The organism is Bacillus sp. V3-13, assembly GCF_002860165.1.
Lineage (GTDB): Bacteria > Bacillota > Bacilli > Bacillales > Cytobacillaceae > Bacillus_BJ.
Window position 1 is genome coordinate 54,018 of the sequence record NZ_PGUZ01000027.1, and the last position, 14,728, is coordinate 68,745.

Genomic DNA, 14,728 nt, shown 5'->3' on the forward strand with positions numbered 1-14,728 from the left:
CAATGAGGTCTGAGAATTCGATACTCTTTTTCACCGGAAAGAATATAATGCTGAACTTACTTACAATACTGTTATTTATTTCTCAAATTTGTGGGGTGAGGATTATGAAAGGTAAAAAAACTGCTTTAATAAAAACCATCGCTCTATTAGCAGGACTGGCCCTATTACTTACGGGGTGCGTCGTTCCGATGAATGAATCTACGGCTACGAAGCAGAAAGTAGCCTCTGCTAAAACTCAACAAGAGTCAACATCCGAAAAAGTGGAGCCGGCAAGAAAGAAAAATGGAGATAAAATTGTAATCGGTTTCTCGCAGCGAAGAGTAGCCGGTAGTGACTGGTATACGAATCTAATTCGGGGAGCCGAAGCGGAGGCGAAAAAACATGATGTGGAACTTGTTGTGCTGGATGCCCAGGGTGATGTAGCAAAACAAGTATCTGGTGTTGAAGATCTAATTGCCCAAGGTGTCGATGCAGTTATTATGAACCCGCAGGATCCTTCCGGTGTTATACCTGCAACAAATAAATTAGCAGAAAAAAATATTCCATTAATTGCGGTGAACAGTAACCTTGATGCCAAGGCAAATGCAGTATCCTTTGTTTCCGATGATCCGAGAGATACGGGTTATAAAACAGGCTGGGAACTGGCTAAAGCTGCTTCAGAAAAATTTGGGGACAAAGTAATCAAGGCGGCAATGATAAGTGGTTATCCAAAGGAATTGGTCTCTCAATATCGACGAAACGGAATGATTTCAGGCTGGACAGATTTTATGTTAGAGAAATATGGAAAGTCTAATCTAGAGTTAGTTGCAGAACGTTTTGGCAACTGGGTACCAGATAAAGCCCTGCCGGAAATGCAGGACATCGCAACGTCCCATCCAGATTTACAAGTTGTGTTTTGTATGAGTGATGTCATGCTGCCAGGTATTTTTACTGCGCTTAAAAATACGGGTCTTAGTGAGCAAACTCTTATTGGATCAATTGACGGCACAAAAGAAGCGATTCGAAAAATTATGGACCCAAAATCCGGTTTGGTTGTAACCGTAAGTAATGACCCCAGAGTTCAAGGAGCTGACGCAGTAAAGATGGCGATTAAGGTAGTGCAAGGGGAACAAGTTCCAGCCCTTCATTACATAGCTAATCCGATTATTAACCGTGACAACGCAGAAGAACTATACGATCCGAATTCTTCTTATTAGTAATTCAATCTCAACCGATGGCGGAGATAATTTATGAAAACTTATCAAAGTATCAAATTTTGGTCAAATTGCCTCTCGGAAAATTAGATAAGTATAGTAGCTGCACCAAGTTAAAGAAACTGGTGATTTATGCTGTATTGTAAAAGCTGGTTATTAAAAATAGGAGGGAAAATTTATGGCAATTGAGTTAAGTTCCTTTCAGTTAGAAATAAAGCCACAAAGGTCTGCACGTATGGATGCTCTTTACAAACACATCACTTCTTTTAAACCGGGTATTTGTATTGAAAGAGCCTACTATATGACAGAAATCTATAGACAAAATATGAATTTACCAGCAATAGTTCGCCGTGCCAAAGCGATTGCAAATGTTCTTGAAAATATGTCCATTTATTTAATGCCTGGCAGTTTTTTTGTAGGTAACCAGACTTCCAAACCACGCTGGGCCCCTTTATTCCCTGAATTTGATGTGGAATGGATGGAGGATGAAATACTTAACGGAAACCCATCCTACCCATGGGATCGTCCTGCTGATAAATATGATTTCAACCAGGAAGACAGAGAAAAATTAATTGAAATTATCAACTGGTGGAAAGGCCAGACACATACCGAGGCGTTGAGAGGACGTCTTCCAAAAGAAGCATTAGCAACTCACGCTCAGATCAAAGCAGCAGATATCGGGGCATATTTCCAAGGAGGAGACGGACACTTCGCACCAGACCATAAATGGTTGTTTGAGCACGGTTTACAGTATGTGATAGACCAGTGCGAGGGATATATTGCGAACTTGGATTGGACAGAGCCGGATACTATCTTGAAAAAAGATTTTTATGAAGCAGCAATCATAAGTTGCAAGGCTACTATAAAGTTTGCAAACCGTTATGCTGATCTCGCAGAAAAAATGGCTTCTCAGGAAAAGGATGTATCTCGCCATATGGAGCTGAAAGAAATAGCAGAAATTTGCCGCAGAGTACCTCTGTATCCGGCCCGTACATTCCGGGAGGCGCTGCAGTTTATCATTTTCACCCATATCTGTATTCAAATTGAAGATAATGGAGCCGGAATCTCATTTGGACGCTTTGATCAGATTTTGCAGAATCTTTACGAGAAGGGTATTGCTGATGGAAGCCTGACCAGGGATGCTGCTTTGGAGTTAACCGAGAACTTCTATTATCAGATTTATACGATCAATAAGGTAAGAAGCTGGGAAGACACAGACTATTTCCGTGGGGTTCCAATGTTCCAGAATCTTACCGTTGGCGGACAGAATCCAAAGACCAAGAGCGACGCTACAAATGAGCTCAGTTTTATATGCTTGGAAGCCACTGCTAATACCAGGGTACCTCAGCCATCTTTGACTGTGCGTTTCCATAACAAATCTCCATTGGAATTCAAAATGAAGGTAGCTGAGGTAATTCGATTAGGGATGGGTCTGCCGTCCGTCTTTAACGATGAGGTATACATCCCAGCGCTGATGAACAGGGGGTATGAACTGGACGATGCATATAACTATTGTATTATTGGGTGCGTAGAGCCTGGGACTGCCGGCTTGTTGGGTGGCAGAACAGGTGGAGCATGGCTTAACCTTACAAAGATACTAGAAATGTCTCTTTATGGAGGTACTGATCCAAGGACTGGAATACGCTTACATCCAAATCAAAATGGAAAAGATTTGGAGTCATTTAGCTCCTTTGAAGAAGCCAAGGAAGCATATATTGACCAGCTGGAGTACTACATTAAAATGGAAGCCATTCTGGAAAATACGATAGACCAGCTTTGGGAAGAACGTTTAGAAGAGCCAATCGCTGCAGTCTTTGGATGTCCGACTACCACAATTCCGAGAGGTAAACCACTGAAAAAAGGCGGGGCTAAATATGATTTGACCGGACAGCAAACGATTGGAACAGCTAATGTAGCTAACAGTCTTTACGCAATTAAGAAGTTGATATTTGAGGATAAAATTCTTACCGGGAAACAGCTTTTGCATGCGCTGAAAACTGAATTCAAGGATATGAATACTAATCCAACAGGTCCCGAAATAAAAGCAATGTGCCTGAATATTCCAAAGTATGGAAACGATATAGACGAAGTGGATTTTCTGGCAAGGGATATGCTGGCTCATGCTGCTAATACTCTTGTAACCTACAAAAATACAAGATATGGAAGAGGACCGATTGGTGGTACGCTGCACTGCTCGACCAGTACGGTTTCTAGTAATACACCGTTTGGTAAAGTTTGCGGTGCTACACCTGACGGCAGAGATGCATGGACATCTGTAGCGGATGGGCAATCTCCGATGAGAGGTACAGATAAGAAAGGCCCGACTGCGGCAACCGCTTCAGTATCAAAGCTTAATAATATACTTCTTTCATGTGGATCGCTGTACAATCTTAAATTCGTTCCAGAGGATTTACGATAAAAAAAGGAGGTCGCCAAAATGAGTAATGTAGAGATAGCCAGAGTGAGCAATGAAAATGTAGTTAATGGTGTAAAGAGAACCGACGGGTTAAGAAGATTTGTTAGTATCATTGATCGATATTTTCAGTCTGGTGGAGCGCAAATGCAGTTTAACGTTGTTAACAGAAAAACCCTATTAGATGCTCAAAAAAATCCTGAAAATTATCCAGATTTAATCGTGCGTGTTGCCGGTTATAGCGCATACTTTACTCAATTATCTAAAGACGTTCAACAGGATATTATAGAAAGAACAGAAGAGAGACTATGATTTCTCATATATAAAAAAAATTAATATTGAGGATCCAATAAACAAAATCATTAAATGGACCCAATTAAAAGTTTTGGTATTAGTTATGAGGAAAGGGCAAGTGGGATAAAACTACTGAGCCCTTCCTTCAATCATAGAATGTTATAAATGTAAAAATACACGAAATGTTGATTTAATTACATACATAAAATTACGCTGGAAGGTTGAGGTTACAGTGATTGGTTGATAGGAGGGATTTTGTATGGGCATGATTAAAGGGGATCTTTTAAATGCTTCGTCTAAAGACTTGGAAAATGTAAAAGGGACATTGACTGAAATTGAACGTTACGCGATACATGATGGACCTGGGATACGCTCTGTGATATTTCTTAAAGGTTGTCCTTTAAGGTGTGCCTGGTGCTGTAATCCCGAAACCCAGCAGAGTTATATAGAAATGGCATTTTTCGAAGATAAATGTATAGGCTGCCGCAGGTGTGTTTCCAATTGTACATTCAATGCTATAACGGTAGTCGACAGGGAAATGATTGTTGACCGGTCAATATGCCGGAAAAACTGTTTTGGCAAAACTGAAAAATTTCCATGTACCCTGGAGTGCTACTCAGGAGCAAGGAAAGCAATAGGCGAGTCGATGACAGTTTTGGATGCTTATAAAGAGGTTATTCGTGATATATCTTTTTACGAAGAAAGTGGCGGCGGTGTAACTATTTCCGGTGGTGAACCCATGTTTCAGGCTGATTTCGTTTATTCTATGTTACGTTACTGTAAAGACCATTGGATAGATACCGCGATGGAGACTTGTGGTGCCGGAAAATTAGAAGATTATAAGCTTGTTGCTCCTTATCTTGATGTTCTTTTTATAGATTTGAAAAATCTTGATGGTGATAAATATAAAGAATGGACTACACACGATAACACTCAAGTTTTAGTTAATATCCAGAAGTTAAGTGAATTGTCTCAAATATACGGTTTTAAAATATATATTCGTACTCCCGTTATTCCCGGCTTTAATGATTCGGAACAGAACATCCTTGATATAGGGAATTTTATTAAAGATAAATGTAAAGGTGTCCAAGGTATAGAATTGTTACCGTATCACAAATTAGGACGAGGCAAATACAAAAGCATCGGAAGAGAATACAAACTGAAAGACTTAGAACCTCCAACTAACGAATATATGGATAAATTAAATAATATTTTATTAGATTTAGGAATTAGTGTATTCCAATTCTAAGTCGTTGATTTAAACCAAAACGGTTCTAGCATAAAGACATTAATAAAACAAATCTTTGCTGTGTTGTCTATTGCACAAATAAGTGTTCTACTAGCAACGATCTTCCTTTTGGAGAAGGCGCAGCTAAACCTGAAAGATTCACTTGCAATAATCATTGCAGTGTTGAAAATAACAAATATCCCAATGTGATGGGTTCCAGGATATAAAAATGAGAAAAGAGGACAGAACGATGACAACTGGAATGGTTGGTAGCTTTCAGTTTATGAAATCACTCAATAAATCGCTTATATTGAATGAGATTCGTACGGAAGGACCAATTTCCCGTGCGGAAATTGCCAAAAAAACCAATTTGACTCCTCCCACGGTGACCAATCTGGTGAATGAACTATTAGAGTCTAAATTAGTGTTGGAGAGTGATCTGGGTACTTCAACCGGAGGGCGTAAACCGATTATGCTTTGCCTTAATTCTTCTACATTCCGGGTTATTGGAGTTGATGTGGGAGTCGATAATCTTAAATTGGTTTCAACTAATATCAATGCTGATGTCGTGGATACTCTTATTGTGAAAATGCCCCTTTCTTTAACAGCAGAAACCTTTATGGAACTGCTGATTGAATCGGTTCATACCATGTTAGCAAAGTTAAAAGACGCTAATATTCTGGGTATTGGTGTAGGTATGCATGGGCTCGTTGACCCTCGAAAAGGGGTGGCCCAATACGCCCCAAATCTAAACTTGCGAAATATTCCTATTCGGAAAAGATTAGAGGAAGAGTTTCAAATACCTGTTGAAGTAGAGAATGATGTCAGAGCGATGGCCCTGGGTGAGAGCTGGTTTGGAAATGGACAGGGCATTGATAATTTTATTTGTATTAATGTTGGCATGGGTGTGGGGGCAGGTATTATTTTAGACCATAAGCTTTTTACAGGATCAAGCTTTACAGCTGGAGAAATTGGCCACACTACGATCGATGTTGAAGGACCAAAATGCAGCTGCGGAAATTATGGATGCCTGCAGGCTCTTGTTGCAGGCCCGGCAATTACTGCAAGAGCACAAAAGGAAATTCGCCTTGGCAGAAAAAGCCTCATTGAGGCATTAGTATATAGAGATTTGGATCAAATTACCGGGGAAATTGTTCATCAGGCTGCTGTCAAAGGTGATCAACTAGCCATTGAAGTCCTTGGAGATGCAGGGCGTTATCTTGGAATAGGAATTGCAAACATGATCAACACGTTAAATCCGGCCAGGATCATACTAGGCGGAGGAGTCTCAAACGCTGGTGAATTTCTTTTGGTCCCTATGAAGGAAATGGTCGAGAAAAGAGCATTGAATTCAACTCCAATCAGTACGACAAATTTAGGAGTATACGGCACGGCTATTGGTGCTGTTACACTGGTTCTTAAGAAGATATTTATGCCGGAATACAGCTGAAATCAAAGAGATCATAAGATGCCTAAAAAGGATAAAATACTAAATATCCTTATTGAAAAGGTCACAGTTCCATTTTTTGTGACCTTTTAGTTGTTTATTTAAGCTCATCCAACTCTTTATTGAGTGTTCTTAATTCTGCTTCGATTTCATCGAGCTGCTTATAGAGTGGGGCGGTATTGCCTTGTACATATTCGAGTTTTTCCAGATCATTCTGCAGGCGGACATATTCCGCTTTCAGGTCTTGGATTTTGTATTGAATTTCGGATTTGGTCATTTGTTTCCACCTCGTATTCTTTTATACTATTAATATGATAAAAAGTAACATGTATAAAAAACTTCGTCAAACAGCAACAAATTAATCACATATCATAGTGCTGCGATACCTGCGCGGATTAAAACAAAGCTCGATTTTTAGGAACAAAAACAGGATATAAGAGATTTCGAGAATCGACAGTGGAATAACTGCTGTTTTTTTATAAATTATTTTATTGAAAATTAATGGGTCCAAAAGCAAGACTTTTTGGACCCATTTTCACAACCTTATCTATCAAATAAACCTTACAACATCCTCCAAAGGCAGCCGGGTAGTCTGGAATGCAGGTGCAGCTGCTTTTCCTAATGCAATCAAAACAACTGGCATGTATCTGTCAGATACATTAAATCTTTCACGGAATTTTTGTTTGTCAAATCCGCCCATTGGCACTGTGTCATAGCCCCTTGCTTTTGCGATTAGCATGAGCTGCATGGCGACGAGGCCTGCATCGAATGAAGCAATGTTTGCTCTTACTTCTGTTGGTGCTGCAGGGTATGTTTTATTGGTCCCTTCGATTAACCGGTTCATGTTCGCTTCATCCATAAAGCCTGCTTCATGGGCACTGCGATAGACTTTCTCCACGTTTTTATACATTTCTAAATCGCCGAGAATAGCAATAACGGCGGAGGATGTTTCTACTTGCTCCTGGTTATTGGCGATTGCTCTCAGTTCTTTTTTTGTTTCCTCATCTTGAATGACAAGGAACTGCCACGGTTGCAAATTGCTTGATGAAGGAGCCAGTGTGGCTTCCTTTAAAATATCTTCAATTTCTTCTTTTGAAATTTTATATCCCGGATCGTACTTCCTGACAGAGTGGCGTTCACGGATCACCGTTGATAAGCTTTGCTCAGATGCTGACATTTCTATTCCTCCTAAAATCATTTCACTTATTAAAAGTAAGTAGCTTTTACAGCTTACTATTAGTAAGTGAAACCTGTCAAAAAATTTGTTTCACCATTCCCCAAGTTTTTAATTTACAGTAACTAACACAGGCCCAGCTTTTGCATTTTATCGGTTCCGCTCGTAAATCTCGAGTTCCGCTCGTAAATCTCAAATTCCGCTCGTAAATCTCAAATTCCGCTCGTAAATCTCGAGTTCCGCTCGTAAATCTCGAGTTCCGCTCGTAAATCTCGGTTTCGCTTAATTCCCTCGAATGTTATCGCTTAATTAATCTGACTGAACACTAATGGTAGGAATTTTTAAGGAATTTAAAATAAAAATATGTTAGTTTAAACACCTCAAATTAAGCCATTAACCTTAATTTGATCATATTCCTCTCAAAAGAGCATATAAAATGATTGTTTTTTGATTCTAATATCAGCTTTTCCATACTTTAAGAAATATAATTGGTCCCCTACAAAAAACTGCATCTCAAACCTCCAGTCCGTTCATCACAAAGATAGACAAAATACTACACAAAATGTTGGGATGAAAGCGGTAACAAAACGAAAAAGACGGGTGATATAATAAAAGCAACAGAATAAGTGAATAATTTCACAAAGAATACAACTTCAGGGGAGGACAAAGACCATGTCTGTGATCATTAAAGAAAATTTGATCAATCTGTGATCTGCTACAAAAGGGGATGCAATTGAGAATTTTTGGTCATCGCTGGTAATGTTTCCTATGGTGCTCCAGGATGGAGTAAACAGGGCAGGCATGAGTCTTTTGTGCTTAAAAAAGGGGATAAGCTTTGGCGAGTTCAACGAGATCACGATTATTATTGTGCTGGCCGCCACACAAGAAAAAAAACATGTCCGGGCTTTATCCCAGCTGAATAAAATCATGTCTGATCAAAACAACATTCATACCATTCATCAGGCCGTGTCAGCAAAAGAAATTTTTGCATTAATTGAAAGTCTTTCTGCTTAAAGATGCTTGTAGTTCAGAATGATTCTTTTCTCTGGCCAATACAACGAATGCTGCTCCGGTGAGCACGATGAATCCGCCGATTAGCTGTAAAAACGACATGCTTTCTCCAAACAATAAGGTCGAGCAAACAATCGTAACGACAGGCTCTGCCATGCTCAGAATTGACGCTCTCACAGGGCCGATTATGTTCATTCCCGCAAAAAACGTAAACATCGCGATCACGCTTGAAAACAAAGCGATGCCAGCGACCGGAATCCAGCCTGACATATCAAATTGGAAGTTCAGGGAGTTTGTCAATAACCCGCCGGCTAAAAATGAGACCGAGGCAAAGAATGCTATAAAGGCGCTTGTGATGATCGGCTGTACTTTTAAAGCAACAAGATTCCCAAAAATGATATAAACAGAGTACACAATCGCAGCGCCAAGTGCCAATAAAAGTCCGGTGTAATTCACATTTCCCGCCGGTGCACCGAGAATAAGGACGATCCCGCATAAAGAAACAATGATCGAAGCAAGCAGCGGCTTTGATAGTTTTTCGTTGTTGATGAAAAAGGAGAGCACTGCCACAAACACAGGATATAAATATAGAATTAAAGCTGCCAGCGAGGCGGGGATGTATTGGACCGCCAAAAAGTAAAAGGTTGATTGTAAAGTGTATAAGACGCCGCCCAGGAAAAACAGCGAAAATAGTAGCTTTTTTGTTATTTGGAGTGGCTGCTTTTTTATGAAAAGATAGAAGAATAGAATGGTTGCAGCAAACGCAAAACGCAGGAACAACAGAGTCGCCACACTTATGCCGCTCTCATAAGCATAAAGTGCAAAGATCGGCAGCAAACCGAACCCCGCTGCAGATAATAAAATTAAAAAAATACCTAAATACATTGTGTCATCCCCCTTATCTTATTTATTCCACCAGCCAAGCTACAATTCCTTTAATTGTTTAAGAGATGCAATGACCATTTCCGGCCTTTTGACCTACAGTCGCCCGGGATGTTAGTAGGGTTTTTACAAATGGTATAGACAACTAGACTTAAATAATGATAATTTCAAAATATTAAAACTACTTTGAAGCGAGGTGGTAAACGAACTTCATTTAGGACTATCTTGTAAAGCGATTTCCCCGAACATTGATCACTCCGAAAAAATAATCCCATCTTGATCTTTCTTTACTATATTTACTTGTTTTTAACAAAAGCTGAACATTGGGCTAAAGTGCAGTTGGTAATCTTGTAGTTGTGAATCTACTAATCTTAGGAGGAAGAATGCGTGCGTGCAATCAGAAAGACAGTAGTTTATTTTTTGACTATTTTGCTTGTTTTACAGTCAATTCTACTTCAAGTTTCGCCCGGTTCCTATACCGCGAGTGCTGAAACGGCAACGCCTTACTCGCTTGGTCCGATCATTGAAGAGTGGACCAGACCGGTTGCGCCTGGTGTCAAGGAATCATTGATGACAATCGACAGCGAAGCAGGAAGGCAGGAAGCATTTGTCATGAACATTGACACAAAGCATCCAGACATACATATTGAGGCAGGTCTTCCGAACGGAAAGGATTTTGGGATGCAGACTGTCCGCCAGCAAGCCTCCTTTGTATCAAGGCCGGGCCATGTGGTCGTCGGCGGGGTGAATGCTGATTTCTACAATACTTCAAACGGTATCCCAATCGGTTCGGTGATCCGCGATGGCAAGATTCTGCAAGCTTCCACGACTGAAGCATTTGGCATCAAAGAAAACGGGGAAGCGGTGATTGGCTACCCAAATCCACGATTTTCCATGCTGGCGAACGGCGCGGAAACAAAACTGAATAGTGTGAATGGAACACGAGGCACCAACCAATTGGTCGCCTATACTCCTGATAAAAAAACGACCGGAACAAATGCATCGGGAACAGAAGTGGTGCTAACCGAAGTTTCCGGTGATATTCTCGGAGTCGGGACGATTACCGCCAAAGTAGAAGAAATAAGATTTGATCAGGGCAATACGGAAATTGCCGAAGGAAAGCTTGTCCTTTCCGGCCATGGAACCGCAGCTGATTTATTAAAAAGCCTGCAGGTGGGCCAGCAAATTGAATTGCGGACCTCGGTCGCGGCTGGCTGGGAAGATGTAAAAGAAGGGCTGGGCGGGCGCATTATCCTTGTTGAAAATGGCCAGAAGGTTCAACTCGAGGAAGGCTCTTTTACAACGACCCGAGCTCCGAGAACGGCGGCAGGAATAAAAGCTGACGGCAGTGTTTTCTTTGTTGTGATTGATGGCCGGCAGCCGGGATATTCCGAAGGTGTTACCATTTTTGAACTGCGCGATCTGATGTTTGAAATGGGCGCGGTTGATGCCCTGAATTTAGATGGCGGAGGGTCCTCAACCTTCATTACCCGTACGAATGGGGAAAGCGGCTTATCAGTAGTGAATCAGCCTTCTGACGGATTTGAACGAAGTGTTGCAAACTCGTTCCTTGTTGTCTCAACAGCAGCTGAAGGAGCGCTGCAACAGCTCGCTGTTCAGCCGGATCATTTATTGATGCTTGCCGGCAGCTCTTACGATTTTAATGCAAAAGGAATGGACGCAGCGTATAATCCAGTTGCCATAAACGGTGAACCGCAATGGCGTGTTTCCGATGCAGCAATCGGTTCGGTTGATTCAGCCGGAGTTTTTACAGCCGGTCAGACTCCAGTTAGCGGGGATTTAATCGCTGAACTCAACGGTTCTGCAGGAACGTCGCGACTTACGGTCGTCAACCAGCTTTCGGAGCTGCACTTGCCGCAAGATAGCCTAACAGTGAAACGAGGCGACGAGATGAAATTTGCTGTGAAGGCCATTTCAAACGGGAGAGCTGTTCACGCCAATCCGGCTAATTTTAATTGGGAAATAACAGGCGACATTGGAACCATTAACGAAGATGGAACGTTTAAAGCGGCTGATAAAACCGGAACAGGTACGATCACAGTCAGCTACGGTGATAAGTCTGATACGATGAATATCCAAGTCGGAAAAATGCCGGTTATTTTGGAGACTTTTGAAAATGGCCTGGATCATTGGGTGGCAAGCGGTGCCCGTTATCAATCATTATCGATTCGCCAGACCACCTATCCGGAGCCGGCACGCTTTGGAAACCATGCACTGCAGTTAAATTATGATTTTACCGGCACGATCGGAACATCCGGTGCTTATGCACACACAAAGGAAGATATCATCATCGAGGATTACCCCGAAAAGATCGGGATGTGGGTATACGGCGATGGCAACGGCCACTGGCTCCGCGCGCAATTAAGGGATGGAAACAACAATGCTTTTCCGATCGACTTTGTAACTAATATGGATTGGAAAGGCTGGAGATATGTTGAAGCAAGCGTACCTGCCGGAAAAGCGACGCCATTGAAGCTGGATCTTGCTGTTCGTTTGATGGAAACAAGCAACGATAATAAAAACGCAGGTACTATCTACGTAGATAATATCCGCGCTGTTTACGGGGAAACAAATGATGATTTAGTCAATCCGGTCATTACGAACGAATATCCTGCTGAAAATGAAGTAATCGTAACGAATGAATTAAAAATCAGCGCCACCGCCCAGGACAATGAGGGTGGCACAGGTATTAATCCTGAACGTGTCTGGATGTACCTTGACGGGCAAGAAGTCGAGGCTGATTTTAATGCAGAAACAGGCGAGATTTCTCATATCCCTGCGTTTCCGCTTTTAGACGGTTATCATCAGGCGAAGGTCGTTGTGCAGGATAACTTCGGCAATGAAAGTGAGCGCGTCTGGCAGTTTGAAGTCGACAGTGCCGGGACGGGAATTAAGCCAATCTACGAAAAACAAGCATATGCAGGCAACGAGTATCTGGTTGCGCTTGAAACGAGCCAACTGGAAAACATGAAGAACTTGAAGCTCCATTTTACTTTTGAAAAAGCAAAGCTCCATGCAGCGCAAAATCAAATTGTGCTCAATGAGAACATTCCAGCTGACAATGTGGTGAAAAACGAAATCACAGCTGACGGCCATATATATGTTGAGTTGAAAAATATAGATACCATCCCTGGTGCAGAAACGATAACAGAATTAGCGAAGCTGCCGTTTGAGATCCCGGCAAACGCAATTGAGCCGGTCTCGCTTCAGTTTGTTGAAGGAACTGCGACACTCGCAGGAAGGGAACAGGCTGTCAGTCTTTATATGCCGGATATCCAGGCTGAAGTAAAAGCACATTATAACATCGCAATCGATCGGGCATCTGTCGGATTTGACTCCGAAATTACTGTTAAAGATGAAAAAGGTAGATCGGTAAAAGGAGCTGTCGTTCAGGTGAAATCACCTGAAGCTGAGCTTGCGGTCGTTAAATCGAAAGCAGCTCCATTATTCCGGGATCCTGACAGGAAGAGCGAAGTGCTTGCAGAGCTCCCAAAGGATGAGAGCACAATCATACAGGAGAAGCACGGTGATTGGTTAAAAGTGAAGTTTGGAAAGCTTGAAGGCTGGATCGAGACTGACAAAGCAAGCATATCTTCATGGGTATTGGGCACGACCGACCAGAAGGGAAGAATTAAAACAAACAGGCTTTCGATCATACCTGCCGAGCTTATTATCCAGGCTGAAAAAGAAAGGCGCTACAGCTTTGAAACAAAGGTAAAGGTTCTTGACCATCTTGGTACACGAACACCGGAACGAACGAATCTTACTTTTAGCGAAAAAGAGAACAGAATGAATGTCACCTGGACAACTTCACCTCTAACAACAGCTTCAGTAGTGGAGGTTATCGAAACAGCCCGCTATGAAAAGGATGGATTTAATAAAAAAACGGTCAAGAAAGTGAAGGGCAAAAGCAGGGAGTATGCGTTTGACGCCGGTGAGGTTCAGGTTCACTCTGCTTCAATAAACGGATTAAAGCCGGGAACTTCCTACACGTATCGAGTAGGCGACGGTTTCGAGGGAGGCTGGAGTGAAGCGGCGACCTTTACGACAGCGAAAAAGACGAATGACCCGTTCAGTTTTATATTGATGGGTGATACCCAGGCCCCGCCGAATCAAACTGAAAACGGATTTGGTGTCTTCACTGAAATTTTCAACAAAGCCAAGCAAGAATACCCTGATGCATCATTTATGGTTCATGTTGGGGACATGATCGATGACGGGAATCTTTATTCACACTGGAACGCTTTCTTTGAATCAATGAAGGATCCAAAGCTGGCTGCGTCAACGCCGATCGTTCCTGCCGTCGGCAACCATGAAAACATCGGCACGGGTGTAGAAACCTTTAAACATCTCTTTAACACGCCAAAGAATGGGCCCGAACAATTTAAAGGAACGACCTATTCTTTTGATTATGGCAATGCGCATTTTGCCGTACTCAATACTGAAACGTCGAAGGAAGGTCTGATCGAGCAGGCCGAATGGCTAAAAGAGGATATGGAGGAAACCGATAAAAAGTGGAAGATCGTTGTTTATCACAGGTCTCCATACTTCTCAAACCCGGCAGGCGGAAGCGAAACCGTGAAGGAAGTATGGCCGAAGGTTTTTGATGAGCTGGATATCGACCTCGCCATCTCGGGCCATGACCATTCATATGTGCGAACTTTCCCGCTTGAAAACGGGGCTGCGGCTGACGGGGGCACCACCTATGTGATTGCCGGATCAACCGGGAAAAAGTTCTATGCGACAACCCCTCAAGATTATATGGATGTTTATTTTGACGAAGACACGCAGGTTTACACAAATGTATCGGTAGATGACCAGGGAATCAACCTGTTAGTGAAAACACGGGATGGAAGAATCGTGGATAATCATACGATTATAAAATAGAAATTTATAATTGCAAAAAAGGGGCTGACCTGAAAAAGGCACATAAAGTGACCTGGGGTGGCCCCTTATCTGTAGCTATCGCTTAGGCGAAAAAAGGGTCTTCCACAATTTCTAGTAGTACAAGTGAGAAATGCAAAAACTATGTTTGTACACGTATACTTTCACCTGTTTTACACAA

8 protein-coding genes and 1 pseudogene are annotated in these 14,728 nt (G+C 42.0%); 6 read left to right on the top strand and 3 right to left on the bottom strand.

The features are described 5' to 3' along the window. Positions 1–104: 104 nt before the first annotated feature. The 4 genes and pseudogenes from CU633_RS10625 (at position 105) to CU633_RS10645 (ending at position 6,578) form a co-directional block, all read left to right on the top strand. Positions 105–1,196, top strand: coding sequence for a substrate-binding domain-containing protein (locus CU633_RS10625; protein WP_180954933.1), 1,092 nt, complete (start codon positions 105–107; stop codon positions 1,194–1,196). A gap of 232 nt (positions 1,197–1,428) precedes the next feature. After that, a pseudogene (locus CU633_RS10630) lies at positions 1,429–3,918 on the top strand (glycyl radical protein). Between the two features lie 241 nt (positions 3,919–4,159). Then, a complete protein-coding gene (locus CU633_RS10640; protein WP_101660242.1) occupies positions 4,160–5,149 on the top strand; it encodes a glycyl-radical enzyme activating protein in 990 nt (329 codons plus the stop codon). Between the two features lie 229 nt (positions 5,150–5,378). Next, complete coding sequence (locus tag CU633_RS10645) at positions 5,379–6,578, top strand: ROK family transcriptional regulator (protein ID WP_101660244.1); 1,200 nt, start codon at positions 5,379–5,381, stop codon at positions 6,576–6,578. 94 nt (positions 6,579–6,672) lie between these two features. Here CU633_RS10645 and CU633_RS10650 read toward each other — a convergent pair whose 3' ends face one another. Together CU633_RS10650 and CU633_RS10655 are read right to left on the bottom strand one after the other, a co-directional pair. Then, on the bottom strand, positions 6,673–6,852 hold the full coding sequence (locus CU633_RS10650) for an SE1832 family protein (protein ID WP_101660246.1): 180 nt from the start codon (positions 6,850–6,852) through the stop codon (positions 6,673–6,675). A 273-nt stretch (positions 6,853–7,125) separates the two neighbouring features. Next, positions 7,126–7,752 (bottom strand): nitroreductase family protein, encoded by a 627-nt coding sequence (locus CU633_RS10655; protein WP_101660248.1) that lies wholly within the window; start codon positions 7,750–7,752, stop codon positions 7,126–7,128. A gap of 798 nt (positions 7,753–8,550) precedes the next feature. Here CU633_RS10655 and CU633_RS10660 point away from each other — a divergent pair. Further along, complete coding sequence (locus tag CU633_RS10660) at positions 8,551–8,763, top strand: PTS sugar transporter subunit IIA (protein ID WP_180954934.1); 213 nt, start codon at positions 8,551–8,553, stop codon at positions 8,761–8,763. On the opposite strand, the gene CU633_RS10665 is transcribed toward CU633_RS10660, so the two are convergent. Beyond that, on the bottom strand, positions 8,740–9,645 hold the full coding sequence (locus CU633_RS10665) for a DMT family transporter (protein WP_101660252.1): 906 nt from the start codon (positions 9,643–9,645) through the stop codon (positions 8,740–8,742). The genes CU633_RS10660 and CU633_RS10665 overlap by 24 nt on opposite strands. A 384-nt stretch (positions 9,646–10,029) precedes the next feature. Between CU633_RS10665 and CU633_RS10670 the strand changes: the two genes are divergently transcribed. Beyond that, positions 10,030–14,550, top strand: a complete 4,521-nt coding sequence (locus CU633_RS10670; protein WP_101660254.1) for a phosphodiester glycosidase family protein — start codon at positions 10,030–10,032, stop codon at positions 14,548–14,550. Positions 14,551–14,728: the final 178 nt, after the last annotated feature.